Origin of the sequence: Kribbella sp. C-35 (genome assembly GCF_046549195.1) — a bacterium.
Taxonomy (GTDB): Bacteria; Actinomycetota; Actinomycetes; order Propionibacteriales; family Kribbellaceae; genus Kribbella.
On sequence record NZ_JAJPWG010000003.1, the window covers coordinates 24,810 to 42,717 of the forward strand.

The 17,908-nt window shown below is 68.9% G+C and carries 14 protein-coding genes; 7 read left to right on the top strand and 7 right to left on the bottom strand.

The window, feature by feature from the left end; genetic code table 11:
• Positions 1-79 precede the first annotated feature (79 nt).
• Complete coding sequence (locus tag ACLJOO_RS20075; protein ID WP_410788732.1) at positions 80-1,063, top strand: type IV toxin-antitoxin system AbiEi family antitoxin domain-containing protein; 984 nt, start codon at positions 80-82, stop codon at positions 1,061-1,063.
• Here the strand turns inward: ACLJOO_RS20075 and guaD are convergent, their stop codons facing one another.
• The 6 genes from guaD to ACLJOO_RS20105 form a co-directional block, all read right to left on the bottom strand.
• The gene (gene guaD, locus ACLJOO_RS20080) at positions 1,064-2,341 is read right to left on the bottom strand and encodes a guanine deaminase (RefSeq protein ID WP_410788733.1); all 1,278 of its coding nucleotides are present in this window, start codon (positions 2,339-2,341) and stop codon (positions 1,064-1,066) included.
• Positions 2,338-3,261: a xanthine dehydrogenase accessory protein XdhC gene (xdhC, locus tag ACLJOO_RS20085; protein ID WP_410788734.1), complete on the bottom strand. Its 924-nt coding sequence runs from the start codon at positions 3,259-3,261 to the stop codon at positions 2,338-2,340. Before xdhC ends, guaD begins: the two co-directional genes overlap by 4 nt.
• Complete coding sequence (xdhB, locus tag ACLJOO_RS20090) at positions 3,249-5,588, bottom strand: xanthine dehydrogenase molybdopterin binding subunit (RefSeq protein ID WP_410788735.1); 2,340 nt, start codon at positions 5,586-5,588, stop codon at positions 3,249-3,251. Before xdhB ends, xdhC begins: the two co-directional genes overlap by 13 nt.
• The gene (locus ACLJOO_RS20095) at positions 5,585-7,021 is read right to left on the bottom strand and encodes a xanthine dehydrogenase small subunit (protein ID WP_410788736.1); all 1,437 of its coding nucleotides are present in this window, start codon (positions 7,019-7,021) and stop codon (positions 5,585-5,587) included. The genes xdhB and ACLJOO_RS20095 overlap by 4 nt, the downstream gene beginning before the upstream one ends.
• Positions 7,018-8,943: a 2-oxo-4-hydroxy-4-carboxy-5-ureidoimidazoline decarboxylase gene (gene uraD, locus ACLJOO_RS20100; RefSeq protein ID WP_410788737.1), complete on the bottom strand. Its 1,926-nt coding sequence runs from the start codon at positions 8,941-8,943 to the stop codon at positions 7,018-7,020. The genes ACLJOO_RS20095 and uraD overlap by 4 nt, the downstream gene beginning before the upstream one ends.
• A 140-nt stretch (positions 8,944-9,083) precedes the next feature.
• Complete coding sequence (locus ACLJOO_RS20105; RefSeq protein ID WP_410788738.1) at positions 9,084-10,616, bottom strand: PucR family transcriptional regulator; 1,533 nt, start codon at positions 10,614-10,616, stop codon at positions 9,084-9,086.
• A 163-nt stretch (positions 10,617-10,779) separates the two neighbouring features.
• On the opposite strand from ACLJOO_RS20105, the gene ACLJOO_RS20110 reads away from it, so the two are divergent.
• Genes ACLJOO_RS20110 through ACLJOO_RS20135 form a run of 6 tightly spaced genes read left to right on the top strand, consistent with a single transcriptional unit; the run spans position 10,780 to position 17,481 of the window.
• Positions 10,780-11,592, top strand: coding sequence for a hydroxypyruvate isomerase family protein (locus ACLJOO_RS20110; RefSeq protein ID WP_410788739.1), 813 nt, complete (start codon positions 10,780-10,782; stop codon positions 11,590-11,592).
• A 19-nt stretch (positions 11,593-11,611) separates the two neighbouring features.
• A complete protein-coding gene (locus ACLJOO_RS20115; RefSeq protein WP_410788740.1) occupies positions 11,612-12,496 on the top strand; it encodes a 2-hydroxy-3-oxopropionate reductase in 885 nt (294 codons plus the stop codon).
• Complete coding sequence (gene gcl / locus ACLJOO_RS20120) at positions 12,496-14,271, top strand: glyoxylate carboligase (protein WP_410788741.1); 1,776 nt, start codon at positions 12,496-12,498, stop codon at positions 14,269-14,271. Before ACLJOO_RS20115 ends, gcl begins: the two co-directional genes overlap by 1 nt.
• Positions 14,271-15,332: a glycerate kinase gene (locus ACLJOO_RS20125; RefSeq protein WP_410788742.1), complete on the top strand. Its 1,062-nt coding sequence runs from the start codon at positions 14,271-14,273 to the stop codon at positions 15,330-15,332. The genes gcl and ACLJOO_RS20125 overlap by 1 nt, the downstream gene beginning before the upstream one ends.
• Complete coding sequence (gene allB, locus ACLJOO_RS20130; RefSeq protein ID WP_410788743.1) at positions 15,329-16,669, top strand: allantoinase AllB; 1,341 nt, start codon at positions 15,329-15,331, stop codon at positions 16,667-16,669. The genes ACLJOO_RS20125 and allB overlap by 4 nt, the downstream gene beginning before the upstream one ends.
• The gene (locus tag ACLJOO_RS20135) at positions 16,666-17,481 is read left to right on the top strand and encodes a bifunctional allantoicase/(S)-ureidoglycine aminohydrolase (protein WP_410788744.1); all 816 of its coding nucleotides are present in this window, start codon (positions 16,666-16,668) and stop codon (positions 17,479-17,481) included. The genes allB and ACLJOO_RS20135 overlap by 4 nt, the downstream gene beginning before the upstream one ends.
• Here the strand turns inward: ACLJOO_RS20135 and ACLJOO_RS20140 are convergent.
• Positions 17,471-17,896 carry a GNAT family N-acetyltransferase gene (locus tag ACLJOO_RS20140; protein ID WP_410788745.1) on the bottom strand — a complete coding sequence of 142 codons (426 nt, stop codon included), beginning with the start codon at positions 17,894-17,896 and terminating at the stop codon, positions 17,471-17,473. The genes ACLJOO_RS20135 and ACLJOO_RS20140 overlap by 11 nt on opposite strands.
• Positions 17,897-17,908: the final 12 nt, after the last annotated feature.

The following is a 17,908-nucleotide window of genomic DNA, read 5'->3' on the forward strand; positions in this document are numbered from 1 at the left end:
TGTCCCCAGTCCCCAGGGGTTATCCACAGTTGTGCGATCGCCGGTCCACGCGTCGCGCGAGACGTGCACCTTCTTGGGCATGAACAGGAGATTGGAAGTGATCGCGGCGGGGCGGGGCGGGTGGTTCACCCGCCCGGACGCGCTCGCCGCCGGCTACAGCGACAGCGAGCTGCGGCAACGCGTGCGCAGCGGGCAGTGGCTCAGGTTGAGTTTCAACTCGTACGTCGACCCGCGGGCCTGGCCGACCGACGAACCGCGGTGGGAACGCGCGACGAGACTCCACCTCCTGAACGTGCGGATGGCGAGTGAACGGCTCGGCGACGTCGTCGTGAGTCATCAGTCCGCGACCATGCTCCACGGGTTGCCCGTCTGGGGGACCGATCTGTCGAGGGCGCACTTCACGCGCGTGGCGTCCGGTGGGGCTCGCACCGGGCGAGGGGTTCGGGTGCATCGCGGTACGACGTCCGCTGACGACATCGTCGAGTTGGGCGGCCTGAAGGTCACGAGTGTCGAGAGAGCGATCGTGGAGACCGCCTGTACGACGTCGTACGAGGTCGGTGTAGTCCTGGCCGACGCCGCCCTCCGCGAGCCGCTGACGACGCGTGATCTGTTGGTTGATGCTGTACGGCGGCACCGGCACTGGCGTGGGGTGCCGGCTGCGCAGGCTGCTGTGCTGTTTGCGGACGGGCGGAGTGAGTCGGTCGGCGAGTCGCGGCTCCGCGTTCTGATGGCCAACCACGGTCTACCCGAACCAGAACTGCAGGTGGAGATCCGGGACACGGACGGCCGCTTGATCGGAAGGGTCGACTTCCTGCTCGCAGGCGTCCTGATCGTCGAGTTCGACGGCGCGAAGAAGTACGGCGACAACGCGGCAGACGCCGTACTGGCGGAGAAATGGCGCGAGGACCGCCTCCGCGAGCGCGGCTACGGCGTACTCCGAGTCAGCTGGGCCGACCTGAACAACCCCCACGAAACCGCTGCCCGCCTGTGGCGCGCGTTGTCGGCACATGCGCCGGGGACCGGGAATAGGCAATTGCTAGTTCCCAGTCCCCGGCGGGGGTGATCAGTGGAGGAGGTCGCCGTTGATCCAGACGGCTTGGACGTCGGCGGGGGTGCCCAGGGTGAAGATTCGGGCGAGGGCTTCCTCGGTGTCTTCGGCGTGGGTGATGCCTACGGCCAGGGGGGAACCTTCGGACGGGCGGAGGAGCTGGGCGTCGAAGTAGTGGCCTACCGAGAGGTGGCCGACCTGGGGCAGGTCCAGGGCCTCGGCGCCGGCCGTGGTGGCGAGGTAGAGCAGGTGGGCTGCCGAAAGCGGGCGGCCCTGGTCGCCTTGGAGTTGCTGGCAGAAGTACGCCTGCAGACCTTCCTTCAGGAGCGAGAAGCCGGTGCCCGCGCCGACATCCGATCCGAGTGCCACGCGTACGCCGAACTGCAGGTGTCGCGTCAGCGGGAACAACCCACTGCCGAGGGCCGCGTTGCTCGTGGGGCAGTGGGCAACCGTCGCGCCACTTGTAGCCAAGGTCTTCAGCTCCACGTCCGTCGGATGCACGTTGTGAGCGAGCACGGTACGTCGGTCCACCAGGCCGTGCCGGTCGTACGTCGTCACGTAGTCGCAGCCCCCGAAGAGGTCGGCGACGCTCGCGATCTCGGCCTCGTTCTCGTTCACGTGCGAGGTGAACAGTGCGCCGGGGATCGCGTCCATCAGTTCACGGCACGTCGCGAGCAGCTCGTCCGTGCAGGAGAGCGAGAAGCGCGGCGTCACGGCGTACCGGTTGCGGCCGACGCCGTGCCAGCGGTTCGCGAGGGCGAGCGACTCGGCGTACGCGCGGACCGGGGTGGTGAGCAGCTCCGGCCGGAGCAGGCGGTCGCTCAGCACGAGCCCGGAGGTGATGCGGAGGCCGACCTTGGATGCGGCGTCGAAGAGCGTGTCGACGGCGTCGGAGTAGTGCGCGCCGAAGACGAGCGCCGACGTCGTACCGGCCGCCGCCAGTCCGCGGACGAACTCGTTCGCCACGCCGGACGCGTAGTCGGCATCGGCCATCCGCGCCTCCTCGGGCAGGGCGTAGCGGTCGAGCCATTCGAGCAACGGCAGTCCGAGGCCGCCGACGGCACGGATCTGCGGGAAGTGCACGTGGGTGTCGACGAATCCGGGCAGTACGACGCCGTCGCGCAGATCCACGACCTGCTCGGCGGGGTGCGCCTGGCGGATCTCCGTGAACGGGCCGCGGGCAACGATCATCCCGTCCTCGACCAGCAGTCCCGCGTCGCTGTCGACCCGCAGGCCGCCGCCGTCGAACGGGTTCTCCGGCGTGTCGATGAACGTGCCACGATAAAGAGTCATGCCTTCGCCTCACGATGAGCCGAGGCGGGGCGACCTTCGGCAGGATGGGCCGACACGGGATGCCGCTCGGCGGTCTGGGGCCGAGCGGACCGCTCGGCGGATCGAGATGGGGCAGCCGGTCGATCGGCCGCGAACTGCTGCAGGAGCCAGGCCGCGACGCTGACCGCGATCACGGCCGGCTCCTTGCCGGGTAGATCGGACAGGCCGATCGGCGTGGTGATCCGCGCGATCGCCTCCACCGAATTGCCGTCCTCAGCGAGCTTGCGCTGGAACCGCGTCCACTTCGCACTGGAGCCGATCAGCCCGATGGTCGCGAGGTCTTCGTTGCGGATCGCGGCGTCACAGAGCGCCGCATCCTCGGCGTGGTCGTGCGTCATGATCAAAACGTGCGTACCGGGCGGCAGCTCACCGACAACGAGCTCCGGCAGCACCGGCACGTTGTGGACATGGACGTGCGCGACCGCGTCTTCTAGCACTGCTAGCCGATCATCCGTCAACTGATCGGCGCGCGAGTCGATGAGATGCAGCTCGAGATCGTGCCGCGCGAGTACCCGCGCCAGCTCCAGCCCCACATGCCCGACCCCGAAGATCGCCACTGACGGCACCACAGGCAACGGTTCCAGCAACAACTTCACCTCACCACCACAACACTGAACTCCGTGCTGGTACGGCGCTTTGTCGGACAACGCCGCCGTCAACACCTCAGGCGCCGTCACGTCGTCGGCGATCATCGCCCGCGACCGCTCGACGCCCAGCGCTTCCAGGTTCCCGCCGCCCACCGTCCCCCAGACGTTGTCAGCAGCAACAACCATCTTCGCCCCAGCCTCCCGAGGCGCATGCCCGCGAACGGACATCACGGTGACAAGCACGCCAGCCTGGCGCCGCGAGCGCAACCGCTGAACCGCCTTCACCCACTCCACGAGACACCTCCCCGAGCCCGATCGACCGCCCAGTAGACGGCCTCCGGTGTGGCCGGGGACGGGAGATCGACGCTGGTGCCGGCCGGGCCGAAGGCGGCCGCTGCTTGACGGAGCGCCTCTCGGACGGAGAACGCGAGCATGAGTGGCGGTTCGCCTACAGCCTTGGAGCCGTAGACGGCGCCTTCCTCGTGGGCCTTCTCCAGTAGCGTGACGTTGAAGACCTCAGGCATCTCGGAGAAGCTCGGCAGCTTGTACGTGCTCGCCGCCTGTGTGGACAACCGACCGCGACGATCACCGGAACTCTCGTCCCAGCGCAGGTCCTCGAGCGTCAACCAACCGGCGCCCTGCACGAAGCCGCCCTCGATCTGGCCGATGTCGATCAACGGGCTGAGACTGTCGCCGACGTCGTGCACGATGTCGACGCGGCGCAGGGTGTACGACCCGGTGAACCCGTCGACCTCGACCTCGGACGCCGCAACGCCGTACGCGAAGTACTTGAACGGCTCGCCCCGCATCGCGTTGGCGTCCCAGTGCAGGCCCTCGGTCCGGTAGAACCCGGCCGCCCAGAGCTGCACCCGCTGGTGATAGGCGAGGTTCACCAGTTCGTTCCACTCCACACTGTCCCCGGACAGTCCGCGGACGACGCCGTCGACGAAGCGCACGTCATGTGGGCTGATTCCGAGCCGTCCGCCGGCGACCTGTGCCAGCCGTTCCCGGATCTGCTCGCACGCGTTCTTGATCGCCGCGCCGTTCAGATCAGCACCCGAGGACGCCGCGGTCGCCGACGTGTTCGGCACCTTGTCGGTCCGCGTCGGCGCCAGCCGTACCCGCTCCAACGGCAGCCCGAGCGTGGTCGCCGCGACCTGCAGCATCTTCGTGTGCAGGCCCTGCCCCATCTCGGTGCCGCCGTGGTTGATCAGCACCGAGCCGTCCTTGTAGACGTGCACCAGCGCCCCGGCCTGGTTGAACGCGGTCAGGTTGAACGAGATCCCGAACTTCACCGGCGTCATCGCCAGCCCGCGCTTCACATGCTCGTGCGACGCGTTGAACGCCTCCAGCGACGCCTGCCGCGCGGCAACGTCCCCAGCAGCGATGACCTGACTCCAGCACGACTCCAGCCGATCCGCGTGCCGCACCGGTTGGCCGTACGGCGTGGAGTCGCCCGGCTGGTAGAAGTTCCGCCGACGCAGCTCCAACGCGTCGTACCCGAGCAGCGGGGCGCACCGTCCGAGGATGTCCTCGATCACGAGCATCCCCTGCGGCCCACCGAACCCGCGGAACGCGGTCTGCGACGTCTTGTTCGTCTGGGCGATCCGCCCGTCCACGCGGACATGGGGAATCTCGTACGCGTTGTCGATATGGCACATCGCCCGCGCCAGCACCGGTTCCGACAGGTCGAGGCTCCACCCGCCGTCGGACGTCAACGTCGCATCCAGCGCGACGAGCTTGCCGTCCGCCCCGAACCCGACGGTCCACGAGCTGTGGAACCCGTGCCGCTTGCCCGACATCGTCATGTCCTGGGTCCGGTTCAGCCGCAACCGCACCGGCCGCCCGGTCAACGTCGCACCCAGCGCGGCGATCGCGGCGAACCCGTGCGGCTGCATCTCCTTGCCGCCGAAGCCCCCGCCCATCCGCAGGCACTGCACCGTCACCGAGTGACTGGCCAGTCCGAGCACATGCGCAACGATTTCCTGCGTTTCCGACGGGTGCTGCGTACTCGACTGCACGAAGATCTGCCCGTACTCGTCCACCAGCGCCAACGCCGCATGCGTCTCGAGGTAGAAATGCTCCTGCCCAGCGAACTCGAACTCCCCGCTGAACACATGCGATGCCCCCGCCAACGCCGCCTCGACATCGCCGCGCTCCAGGTGCCGCCCGATGCCCTGGAAGCTGCCCGCCTCGATCGCCTCGCGCACGCTCACCAACGACGGCAGTGGCTCGTACTCGACCTCCACCGCCAACGACCCGAGCCGCGCAGCCTCCAACGTCTCCCCGAGCACCCAGCACACCGCGTGCCCGTTGAACATCACCTCACCCGGGAACAGCGGCTCGTCGTGCTTAACGCCGGCGTCGTTCACGCCCGGTACGTCGTCCGCCGTCAACACCCGCACCACACCGGGCACGTCATACGCCGGCTTCACCCGGAGCGCGGTCACCCGCGCGTGCGCGTGCGGCGACTGCACCGGCCAAGCGTGCAGTACGTCGTGGGTGCGCATCACCAGATCGTCTGTATATAAGGCGGCTCCGGTCACATGCAGCGCGGCGCTCTCATGTGGCATCGGTACGCCGACGACCGCTGCAGCAGGCCGTTCCGACAACGAGCTCATGCGCCGACCCCCTGAAAATAGAAACGCAGCAACGACTGGCCGAGCATCGCGGAGCGGTACGACGCGCTAGCGCGGTGATCGTCCATCGGCGTACCCTCCGCGGCCATCACCCCCGCCGCGATCCGCACGGTCTCCTCGGTCCACGGGCGACCGACCAACGCGGCCTCGGTCTCGCGGGCGCGCAGCGGGGTCGCCGCGATGCCGCCGAGGCCGATGCGGGCCTCGCGCACCACGCCGTCCGTCACGTCGACGGCGTACCCGATCGCGACGCTCGAGATGTCGTCGAAGCGCCGCTTGGCGATCTTGTGGAACGCGGTCATCGGTGCCAACGGCAACGGAATCACGATCGTCTTGATCAGCTCGTCAGGTGCCTTCAAAGTCTGCCGATACCCAGTGAAGTACTCGGCGAGCGCCACGGTCCGCTCCCCACGGCGAGATGCCAGCACCAACGAAGCATCCAGCGCCAGGAGTGGGGGTGGTGTATCTCCGATCGGTGATCCGGTCCCCAGGTTCCCGCCGATCGTCGCGCCGTTCCGGATCAGCCGCGAGGCGAACTGCGGGAACATCTCTGCGAGCAACGGCACCCGGCCGGCCAGCCGGCGCTCGATCTCGGTCAGCGTCAGCGCAGCACCCAACCGAACGTCGTCAGCACCGAAGCTGAACTCCCGGAGCTCTTCCAGGCGGTCGATCGCGATGGTCAGCTGGGGGCGGGAACCGAAGATGTTCACCTGTACGCCGAGGTCGGTCGAACCGGCGACCACCACCGCATCGTCCCGCTCGCCCAGGACTGTGAGGACTTCGCTGAGTGATGCGGGCCGGATGAACTCGCCCTCGGGCGAGACCATCCCGGTCGCAGCCGGGGCGGGTGGGGCCTCGTCCCCGCGTACGGCGAGCGCGTCGTTCTCGGCGGGGGTGTCCAACGCGTAGGCGGCGTCCCGGATCGGCCGGTAGCCCGTGCACCGGCACAGGTTCCCGCTCAACGCATGCAGGTCGAACCCGTTCGGCCCGTGCTCGTGATCGCCCTCGCCACAAGCACGTCCTGGCCGGTAGTACTCGGCCGCCATACTGCAGATGAATCCTGGCGTGCAGTAGCCGCACTGGGAGCCCCCACGCACTGCCATCTCTTGCTGCACCGGGTGCAGCTCAGTCGGAGAACCCAGGCCCTCTGACGTAACCAGCTCCTGACCGTCCAGCGATGCGACCGGCAGCAGGCACGCGTTCACCGCGGTCCACTCGGTCTGCGAGTCGGTGCCCGGGCGGGCGACCATCACCGAGCAGGCACCGCACTCGCCTTCCGCACACCCCTCCTTGGCGCCGGTCAGGCCGCGGTCCCGCAGCCAGTCCAGCACGGTGGTGTGCACAGAGATGTCGCCAAGAGCGGTGAGCTCACCGTTCACGGTCAAGGCTGGGGCGCGGAGGGCTTGCGTAGTCATCGGTTCGTGCTCCATCGGGTGCGCGCACTGTGGATCGGGTTGGCGTCGGAGACGAAGTCGTCGAACCGGTAGCCGGCGATCTTCGCGATCTCGAGCAGCGCCGCGGCGTGCTCCTGGTTCTCGCAGTTGCCGAGCCGCTCCCGCCCCTGCTCGACGATCCGTTCGTACGACTCAGCGTCGCGCACCGAGATCACCAAGGGGAAGCCAAAACGCACTTCGTATGCCGAGGTGATCGCGGTCAGCTCGTCCCGCTCCGGGTCGCCGAGGAACGTCAGGCCCTTGTCCGACTGGTCGCGCAGGGACGCTTCCCCGCTGAGACCGTCGGCGACGAACTGCGATCCGAGCTGCGGGTACGCCTGGATCAGCTGGACCTGCTCCTCACGGGAGCCGGAGAACAGCGCCTCCTGGAAGGAGCGCCGGAGCGCGTGCGTGTCGGCGTACGGCCGCATCTCCCAGGCCCGCTCGACGGCCCAGCGCGGACCCTGGAACAGGGCGCCGAAGGTCTCGACGAACTCCTCGCGGGTCATCTCGTTCACCTGGTCCAGCCGCACCGTGTCACCGGGCTGACCCGCCACTGCCGGGCCGAAGCTCTTGCCGACGTGGTGGAACAGGATGTTCAGGCCGATCGCGGTCAGGCTGCCGAGCGTGATGCCGCTGCCGAAGATGATCTCGGCCCAGCCCGGCACAGCCTGCGCGACCTGCGGCTGCGCGGTCACGTACATCGCCAGACCGACGCTGGTCGCCACGATCACGACGTTGCGGTGGTCGTGGAAGTCCACCTTCGCGAGGGTCTGGAACCCGACCACGGCCACGGTCGCGAACATCGCCAGCGCCGCGCCGCCGAGCACCGGATGCGGTACGCCGGCCACGATCGCACCGGCCTTGGGCACCAGCCCGATCAGGATCATGATCGCGCCCGCGGTCGCGACCACCCACCGGCTGCGGATCCGGGTCAGCCGGACCAGGCCGACGTTCTCGGCGAAACAGGTGTACGGGAACGAGTTGAAGACGCCGCCGATCGTGGTCGCCAGGCCGTCGGCCCGCAGCGCCCGGGCGATGTCCTCGCGGCCGATCCGCTTCTCGACGATCTCACCGGTCGCGAACACGTCACCGGTGGTCTCCACCGCGGTGATCAGCATGACCACGATCATCGAGATGATCGCCGCGATCGAGAACTTCGGCCAGCCGAAGTAGAACGGTGTCGTCACGCCGGCCCAGGCCGCGTCGCCGACAGCGCCGAAGTGCGCGTCGCCGAGCACCCAGGCGACCAGCGTCCCGACGACCAGGCCGACCAGGACCGCGATGGTCGCCATGAAGCCCTTGAAGACGCGCTGGATCAGGACGATCAGCGCGAGCGTGCCGAGTGCGTACGCCATGTTCTTACCGCTGGTCGGTGCGGCGGTCGGGCCGGCGCCGCCGACCGCGTCCCCGGCCGCGACCGGCAGCAGCGCCAAACCGATGATCGTGATCACCGAGCCGGTCACCACTGGCGGGAAGAACCGGATCAGCTTGCTGAAGAACGGTGCGATGAAGAACGTGGCCAGCCCGGCGACCAGCACGGCGCCGTAGATCACCAGCAGACCGTTGGTGCCGCCACCGGCTGCGAGACCGATCGCGATCATCGGCGACACCGCAGTGAACGTCACGCCCTGCAGCAGCGGCAGCCGTACGCCGACCTTCCAGAAGCCGACCGACTGGATGATCGACGCGATCCCGCAGGTGAAGAGGTCGGCGTTGATCAGGTGGATGAGCTGCTCGGTGTTCAGCCCGATCGCACTGGCGAGCAGGATCGGTACGATCACCGCCCCGGCGTAGAACGCCAGTACGTGCTGAGCGCCGTACACCGCGAGCTTCCCAGGTGGCAGCACCTGGTCGACAGGATGGCGGTTGGTATGGCGGCTCGGTCGCAGGACTGCCTTCATCGGGACACGCTCCTCGGCTGCGTGGGGCGGCGGGGATTTTGACCTGCACCCGAGCTTGGGCTCACCGAGCTGTGGATTGCACCCCGTGAACCTCCGAAGATGAACGGCCGGAGAACGCTCCGTTTTGTGTGATCACACAACTACAGCGACTTGCAGGCGAGAAACACGTCCACCCGGTCCTCGAGGGTCGACAGATCGCGTCCGGTCAGTTGCTCAACGCGTTCGATCCGGTAGCGAACGGTGTTGACGTGCAGATGCAGGTACTCCGCCGTACGCGTCCAGGAGCACGAGCAGGCGAGGAAGGCCTGCAGCGTCATGAGCAGGTCGGCATGGGTACGGCGGTCGTGGTCGAGGACCGCACCGAGGACGCGGTTGCTGTACGTACGCCGTACGTCGTCGGGGAGCGTGCCGAGGAGGAGGACGTGCGAGGCGACCTCGTCCGAGGTCACCACCGAAACCGGCGCCCGCGCCGCCCGGGCCGCACGCTGCGCGAACCGGGCCTCCTCGAGCGCGCCGGCGAGCGCGTCGATCGACGTCTCCCCGCTGACCCCGACCGTGAGACGGGCCCGGTTGAGGCCTGGGGCGAGGCGTCCGAAAGCCCGTCGCAGATGCTCGGGAAGCTCAGGCGTGTAGGGCAGGAGCGCGACGAGCAGATCGTCTCGGCCAGGGGCGACAACGGCCGGCCCGACCATGAGGGCGACGTCCTCGAGCATACTCATCGCGACCTCGCCCGGGCCGTCCTCGCGCAGCTCGACGACCGCGACGACCATCGGCCGCTCCGCATGCGCGCCCGCCTGCCGGAGCCGCGCGGCGACCTCGGTCTGCGGGGCACCGGACTCGACCAGCGCGAGGGCGTCGGCGACCAACGGACGCAGTGCACGACGGCCCTCGTCGCGGCGGGCGCGGTCCAGGGCCGCGATCGCGCTCAGCTCGTGCACCGCCTCGACGTGATCGCGGGACCAGGTTGCGTGGTCGCCGTCGATGACCAGCACCCACGCGGTCAGCCGGTTGCCGAACCCCGATCCGACCGGGAACAGGCTGTACTGCGCCCCCGACTGCTTCGCCACGGCGGGCATCCGATCCGCGGTCAGGAATCGTCGCGTGACTGCGTCGACCGTCTCGGCGTCGAGCTCGCTAGGCCCCGGTACGACGTGGCGCCCGGTCGGGGTCAGCACGCGGCAGTCGTGCCCGATCTCCGCGGAGATCCGCGCCGCGAGCTCGTCGAGACTGCGCCCCGCCGCGATCGACGACAACAGTTGCCGCTGGCGCACCAGGCTCGCCGACAACCGCGCGCCCGTCTCGGCCGATCCCGCCGCCGCGACGTACTCCGTCACGTCAGCGAACGCGACCTCGATCGGCACCTCGACCAGCGTCACGTCATGCCGCCGGCACGCCTCCAGGAGATCCGCCGGTACGTCGCCGAGCAGAGCCTTCCCCGCCAGGATCGTGGTCGCGCCGCGGCCGGCCATCGACGCCACGAACACCTCGCTGTCGGCGGCCTGCCGCCGCCAGACCAGCCCGGTCAGCACGACTTCGCCGCCGCTCAGGTACCGCCCTGGCTCCAGTAGGTCGGTGGTGATCAGTCGCCCGATCGGCCTGTCCAGCAGCGCGCCGCCCGAGTAGAGCAATCGCAACCCGAGCTCCGGCGCATCCAGCAGTTCAGCCAGCAACACGACGTACCTCCGGCCCGGATCCCCTTTAGAGGAACGTACAACGCGCGCGTACGCGTAGGACAGCCCTCCATCTCCTTCAGCGCCTTGACGACCATCGACTCCGAGTTTATGGTCATTTCACAGAGCAGAAATCAAGTTCCACAATGCGGAAAATGGAGTCGGGATGAGTCACCAGCTGAAGTACACGGTGAACTGTTCTTTGCTCTTCACCGAGTTGCCTCTGCTCGAGCGGCCGGCGGCTGCTCGGCGGGCGGGGTTCAGCGCGGTGGAGTTCTGGTGGCCGTTCGTGGAAGCCGTCCCGCCGGAGCGGCAGGTCGACGCCTTCGTGAACGCGGTCACCGACGCCGGCGTGCAGCTCACCGGCCTGAACTTCTTCGCCGGTGACATGCCGGGCGGCGACCGCGGCCTGGTGTCCTGGCCGAAGCGGTCGAGCGAGTTCCGCGACAACGTCGACGTCACCGTCGGCATCGGCGAGCGGCTCGGCACCCGGGGCTTCAACGCCCTGTACGGGAACCGCGTCGACGGCAGCACCGAGCAGGAGCAGGACGACGTAGCCGTCGAGAACCTCGCCCTGGCCGCCAAGGCCGCCGCGCGGATCGGCGCCACCGTCCTCGTCGAGCCGGTCAGTGGCGCCGAGCGCTACCCGCTCAAGATCGCATCCGACGCGCTCGCGGTGATCGATCGCGTCCAGGCGGCGTACGACGTACCGAACGTCGGACTGCTCGCGGACCTGTATCACCTCGCGGTCAACGGCGACGACGTCGACCGCGTGATCGCCGAGCACACCGACCGGGTCGCCCACGTGCAGATCGCCGACAACCCGGGCCGCAACGAGCCCGGCACCGGCACGCTCCCGCTCGACCAGCAGCTCACCGCTCTCGGGGCGAACGGCTACGCCGGCTGGGTCGGGCTCGAGTACAAGCCGTCCACCACCTCAGAAGCAAGCTTCGGCTGGCTGCCGTACGAGCGCCGCTGACTTCCCTCAGGAGAACGAAATGACGAACATCGCCTTCATCGGTCTCGGCATCATGGGCAACCCGATGGCCGTCCACCTCGCCAACGCCGGCCACACCGTCGCCGGCCTCGACCGTACGCCGGAGCGCGCCGAAGCACTGATCGCCGCCGGCGGCCGGGCCGCGACCTCGATCGGTGACGCGGTCAAGGGCGCCGACGTGATCTGCGTGATGGTGCCGGACTCGCCCGACGTCCAGGACGTCCTCGAAGGCGAGAACGGGGTCTTCCAGAACGCCGAGACCGGCGCGCTGATCATCGACTTCTCCAGCATCCGGCCGGACGTCACGCAGCAGCTCGCCGAGCAGGCCCGCGCCATCGGTTTCCGGCTGCTCGACGCCCCGGTCTCCGGTGGCGAGGCGGGTGCCAAGAACGCCGCGCTGTCGATCATGGTCGGCGGCTCGGCGGACGACTTCGCCGAGGCCAAGCCGCTGTTCGACGTGGTCGGCAAGACCGTCGTCCACGTCGGACCGAGCGGCTCCGGCCAGACGGTCAAGGCGGCCAACCAGCTGATCGTCGCCGCGAACATCCAGGCCGTCTCCGAGGCGGTCGTCTTCCTGGAGGCGTACGGCGTCGACACCAAGGCGGCCCTCGAAGTCCTGGGCGGCGGCCTGGCCGGCTCCACCGTGCTGAACCAGAAGAAGGAGAACATGCTGTCCCGCTCCTTCGAGCCCGGGTTCCGGATCGACCTGCACCACAAGGACATGGGCATCGTCACCGCGGCCGCGCGCGAGGCGGGCGTCGTCGTACCGCTGGGCGCCCTGGTGGCGCAGCTGGTCGCGTCGGCCCGGGCGAACGGCGACGGCGGCCTCGACCACTCCGCTCTCCTCCGCGGTGTGGAGCGTCTGTCCGGCAAGGCGGTCGGCTGATGGCCCGCATGCGCGCGGTCGATGCCGCCGTACTGATCCTGGAGAAGGAAGGGGCGACGCAGGCGTTCGGGCTGCCCGGCGCCGCGATCAACCCGTTCTACAGCGCGATCCGCGCCCACGGCGGGATCAAACACGTGCTCGCCCGGCACGTCGAGGCCGCGTCGCACATGGCCGAGGGGTACACCCGGGCCAAGGCCGGCAACATCGGCGTCTGCATCGGTACGTCGGGACCGGCCGGCACCGACATGATCACCGGCCTGTACTCCGCCTCCGCGGACTCGATCCCTATCCTGTGCATCACCGGCCAGGCGCCGGTCGCGAAGCTGCACAAGGAGGACTTCCAGGCCGTCGACATCTCCTCGATCGCCAAGCCGGTCGCCAAGTGGGCGGTCACGGTGATGGAGGCCGCGCAGGTCCCGGGCACCTTCCAGAAGGCGTTCCAGGTGATGCGCGAAGGACGGCCGGGTCCGGTGCTGATCGACCTGCCGATCGACGTACAGCTCACTGAGATCGACTTCGACATCGACACCTACGAGCCGCTTCCGGTCTCGCGTCCTGCGGCCACCCGGGCGCAGGCCGAGAAGGTGCTGTCTCTTTTGGCCGACGCTGAGCACCCGCTGATCGTGGCGGGCGGCGGAATCATCAACGCTGACGCGGCGGAACTGTTGGTCTCATTTGCGGAGATCACCGGGATTCCCGTCGTGCCGACGCTGATGGGCTGGGGCGCGATCGCGGACGACCACCCGTTGAGCGCGGGCATGGTCGGCCTGCAGACCTCGCACCGGTACGGGAACGCGACGATGCTGGCCTCCGACGTGGTCCTGGGGATCGGCAACCGGTGGGCGAACCGCCACACCGGCGGACTGGATGTGTATCGGGGCTCTCGCAAGTTCATTCACGTCGACATCGAGCCGACCCAGATCGGGCGGGTGTTCGCTCCGGACTATGGAGTCGTGTCGGACGCGCGGGCCGCCCTGGAGGTCTTCGTCGAGGTGGCCCGCGAGTGGGCCGCCGCCGGCAAGCTGGCCGACCGTACGGCGTGGGCCGCGGAGTGCCGCGAACGCCGTACGACGCTGCAGCGGAAGACGCACTTCGACGCGGTGCCGATCAAACCGCAGCGCGTGTACGAGGAGATGAACCGGGCGTTCGGGCCGGAGGTCCGCTACGTCAGCACGATCGGGCTGTCGCAGATCCAGGCGGCGCAGATGCTGCACGTGTACCGTCCGCGGCACTGGATCAACGCCGGCCAGGCCGGGCCGCTCGGCTGGACCGTCCCGGCGACGCTGGGCGTCGCGGTCGCGGATCCGGACAGCACGGTGGTGGCGTTGTCGGGCGACTACGACTTCCAGTTCCTGATCGAGGAGCTGGCGGTCGGGGCGCAGTTCAACATCCCGTACATCCACGTGGTGGTGAACAACTCGTACCTCGGCCTGATCCGCCAGGCGCAGCGGAACTTCGACATGGACTACTGCGTGCAGCTGTCGTTCGAGAACATCAACAGCCCCGAGGTCAACGGGTACGGCGTCGACCACGTGAAGGTCGTGGAAGGCCTTGGCTGCAAGGCGTTGCGGGTCTCCGAGCCGGACGGGATCCTGCCGGCGCTCGAGCAGGCGAAGAAGCTGATGGTCGAGTACCAGGTCCCGGTCGTCGTCGAGGTCATCCTCGAGCGGGTCACGAACGTGTCGATGGGCGTCGAGATCGACAACGTCATCGAGTTCGAGGACCTGGCGATCTCACCGGAGGACGCGCCCACCGCCCTCGCGTTGCTGGACTGATGGTGCGCGTAGTTGTTGCCTCCGACAAGTTCAAGGGCAGCCTGACGAGCGCGGAGGTCGCGGCCGCGGTCGGCGCCGGGGTACGACGAGTCCACCCCGACGCCGACGTGGTCGCAGTCCCGGTGGCCGACGGCGGCGACGGCACCCTCACCGCCGCCGTCGCCGCCGGCTACACCCACGTCCCGACCGTCGCCTCCGGCCCCACCGGAGAGCCGGTGCGCAGTGGGTACGCCCGCCTGGGTGACACCGCGGTCGTCGAACTCGCGGACGTTTCGGGTCTCGTCCGCCTCCCCGGCAGCACCCCAGCACCCCTCACCGCCACGTCGTACGGCACCGGCGAACTGATCGCCGCAGCCCTCGACGCCGGCTGCACCCGGATCATCCTCGGCATCGGCGGCAGCGCGTCCACGGACGGAGGCCGAGGCCTGATCGACGCTCTCGAGGGCCGGCGGCTCGAGGGCGTGCAGGTGGTGGTCGCGTGCGATGTGGACAACCCATTGACCGGGCCCCGGGGCGCTGCGGCTGTGTACGGTCCGCAGAAGGGTGCTGACCCACGGCAGGTGGCGCAGCTCGACGCCGCGCTCACCGAGTGGGCCGATGCCGTCGCGCGCGCGACCGGCCGCGACCTCCGCGACGCACCGGGCGCGGGGGCTGCCGGCGGGGTCGGGTTTGCGGCGCTAGCACTCCTAGGCGCCGAACTCAGGCCCGGGATCGACCTGGTCCTGGACCTCGTCCGATTCCGCGAACAACTAGCCGGCGCCGACCTCGTCATCACCGGCGAAGGCGCCCTCGACGAACAAACTCTCTACGGGAAAGCCGTGGCAGGCGTCGCAGCAGCAGCCCAGCCAGCTACCGTCCCGGTGGTTGCGGTGTGTGGGGTCAATCGGTTGGAGCCGCATCAGCTGCAGGTGATCGGTGTGGCGGCGGCGTATGCGCTCACCGACCTGGAACCCGACGTACGGCGCTGTATCGCCGACCCACATCCCTTGCTCGAACGGCTCGGCGAACGGATCGCGGTGGATCACCTTACGATGGCACGAACTGAGAAAGGGATCGCATGAGCGCTCTGGATCTCGTGGTTCGGGCCCGCCGGGTCGTGCGGGCGGACGGGGAGCAGCCGGCCGCGGTCGGCGTGCGGGACGGGCGGATCGTCGCGATCTCGCCGTACGACGTCGAGCTAGACGCCGCGACCGAACTACGGCTCGGTGACGACGAAGTACTACTGCCCGGCCTCGTCGACTCCCACGTGCACGTCAACGACCCCGGCCGCACCGAGTGGGAGGGCTTCACCTCCGCGACCAAGGCTGCGGCGGCAGGCGGCGTCACCACGATCGTCGACATGCCGCTGAACAGCATCCCACCGACCTGCGACGTACCGGCGCTCACGCTCAAACGCAAGACCGCCGAGACCCAGTCGTACGTCGACGTCGGCTTCTGGGGCGGCGCGATCCCGGGCAACGTCCCCGACCTCCGCCCGCTGCACGACGCCGGCGTGTTCGGCTACAAGTGCTTCCTCCTGCACTCCGGCGTCGACGAGTTCCCGCCATTGGACGCCGACCAGCTCGCGGCCGCGATGCGCGAAATCAGCACCTTCGACGGCCTGCTGATCGTGCACGCCGAGGACGCGCACCGCATCGACGAGGCAACCGCACCGAACGGCGCGAGCTACGAGGCGTTCCTCAACTCCCGCCCGCGCGTCGCCGAGAACGAGGCGGTCGCCCAGGTCATCGATCTCGCCCGCGAGACCGGCTGCCGTGTACACATCCTGCACCTGTCGAGCGCGGAGATCCTCCCGCTGCTCGCACAGGCCCGCGACGACGGCGTACGGATCAGCGCGGAGACCTGCCCGCACTACCTGAGCTTCACGGCCGAGGACATTCCCGACGGCGCCACGCAGTACAAGTGCTGTCCGCCGATCCGCGAGGCCGCGAACCGTGAGCTGCTCTGGGAGGGTCTGCGCGACGGCACGATCGACCAGGTCGTATCCGACCACTCGCCGTCCACGATCGACCTGAAGCACCTCGACACCGGCGACTTCGGCACCGCCTGGGGCGGGATCGCGTCGCTCCAGCTCGGCCTGCCCGCCGTCTGGACCGAGGCGCGCCGCCGCGGCTTCACCCTGTCCGACGTCGTCCGCTGGATGGCCGCCGCCCCGGCCGCGCAGACCGGGCTCGCCACGAAGGGCGGGATCGAGGTCGGGTACGACGCCGACTTCTGCGTCCTCGCCCCCGACGAGACCTTCACCGTCGACGCGCAGCAGCTCCAGCACAAGAACGCCATCACGCCGTACGACGGACGCACGTTGACCGGCATCGTCCGGAGCACCTGGCTCCGCGGCGTACCCGTCGACATCGCCGCCGACCCACGCGGCCGTCTGCTGACCCGAGGAGAACGATGAGCTACTACGCGCCGAAGGGCGGACTGCCCCCGCAGACCGATCTCACCACCGACCGCGCGGTCTTCACCGAGGCGTACGCCGTCCTGCCGCGCGGCACCATGCGCGACATCGTCACCAGCCGGCTGCCGTTCTGGGACGACACCCGGTTGTGGGTGATCGCGCGGCCGCTGTCCGGGTTCGCGGAGACGTTCTCGCAGTACATCGTCGAGGTCGGGCCGGGCGGCGGGAGCGACAAGCCGGAAACGGATCCGGCCGCCGAGGCCGTGCTGTTCGTTGTCGCCGGCAACCTTGTGCTGACGGTCGCGGGGGAGAAGCACACGCTGGTCGAGGGCGGGTACGCGTACCTGCCGCCGGGCGGCGACTGGACGGTGCGGAACACGAGCGACGCGGTCGCGACGTTCCACCTGGTGCGGAAGGCGTACGAGCAGATCGACGGGATCGACGTACCGCCGGCGCTCGTCACCAACGAGGCGGACGTCGAGGGCCGGGAGATGCCTGGCACCGAGGGCCGCTGGAAGACGCAACGGTTCGTGGACCCCGACGACGTACGGCATGACATGCACGTCAACATCGTGTCGTTCGAGCCGGGCGGGGTGATCCCGTTCCCGGAGACGCACGTGATGGAGCACGGCCTGTACGTCCTCGAAGGCAAGGCCGTTTACCTGCTGAACAAAGACTGGGTAGAGGTCCAGGAAGGCGACTTCATGTGGCTCCGAGCCTTCTGCCCCCAGGCTTGCTACGCGGGAGGCCCCGGCCCCTTCCGCTACCTCCTCTACAAAGACGTAAACCGCCACCCGAAACTCACGCTCTGAGCTCCTTCCGAAAGAAGATCCGGCTGCGTCCACCGCTGATCGGGATCCGGCCGAACTCGGTCCAGCCGTGCCGCGCGTAGAACTCGGGCGCCTGGAACTGGATCGTGTACACGACGCCGCTCACACACCCGCGCCGACGGGCCTCGGCTTCGGCCTCCGCGAGGATCCTGGTGCCGAGACCGGACCCGCGGAGCTTCTCCGGCAGGTAGAGCAGATCGACGAACCACAGCCCGAGCGAGGTCCGCCCGGTGAGCCCACCGAGCGTCTCGCCGGTGTCCGGGTCTTTGATCAGGACCGCAAGTGGTTGCCGATCCTGCACACCGGCGGCGGCGAAGTTGAACTCGTCCAGCCCGTCCGAGACGAACGCCTCGTCCACGGCCGTGGGCTCGTCAGTCAGCACGACATCGAACGTCATACCCCGGACGCT

What these genes read in the sequence shown, in the direction of transcription:
- ACLJOO_RS20075 (WP_410788732.1), top strand. Translation starts at nt 80, where the DNA reads ATGAACAGGAGATTGGAAGTGATCGCGGCGGGGCGGGGCGGGTGGTTC.
- guaD (WP_410788733.1), bottom strand. Translation starts at nt 2,341, where the DNA reads ATGACTCTTTATCGTGGCACGTTCATCGACACGCCGGAGAACCCGTTC.
- xdhB (WP_410788735.1), bottom strand. Translation starts at nt 5,588, where the DNA reads ATGAGCTCGTTGTCGGAACGGCCTGCTGCAGCGGTCGTCGGCGTACCG.
- ACLJOO_RS20095 (WP_410788736.1), bottom strand. Translation starts at nt 7,021, where the DNA reads ATGACTACGCAAGCCCTCCGCGCCCCAGCCTTGACCGTGAACGGTGAG.
- uraD (WP_410788737.1), bottom strand. Translation starts at nt 8,943, where the DNA reads ATGAAGGCAGTCCTGCGACCGAGCCGCCATACCAACCGCCATCCTGTC.
- ACLJOO_RS20110 (WP_410788739.1), top strand. Translation starts at nt 10,780, where the DNA reads ATGAGTCACCAGCTGAAGTACACGGTGAACTGTTCTTTGCTCTTCACC.
- ACLJOO_RS20115 (WP_410788740.1), top strand. Translation starts at nt 11,612, where the DNA reads ATGACGAACATCGCCTTCATCGGTCTCGGCATCATGGGCAACCCGATG.
- gcl (WP_410788741.1), top strand. Translation starts at nt 12,496, where the DNA reads ATGGCCCGCATGCGCGCGGTCGATGCCGCCGTACTGATCCTGGAGAAG.
- ACLJOO_RS20125 (WP_410788742.1), top strand. Translation starts at nt 14,271, where the DNA reads ATGGTGCGCGTAGTTGTTGCCTCCGACAAGTTCAAGGGCAGCCTGACG.
- allB (WP_410788743.1), top strand. Translation starts at nt 15,329, where the DNA reads ATGAGCGCTCTGGATCTCGTGGTTCGGGCCCGCCGGGTCGTGCGGGCG.
- ACLJOO_RS20135 (WP_410788744.1), top strand. Translation starts at nt 16,666, where the DNA reads ATGAGCTACTACGCGCCGAAGGGCGGACTGCCCCCGCAGACCGATCTC.
- ACLJOO_RS20140 (WP_410788745.1), bottom strand. Translation starts at nt 17,896, where the DNA reads ATGACGTTCGATGTCGTGCTGACTGACGAGCCCACGGCCGTGGACGAG.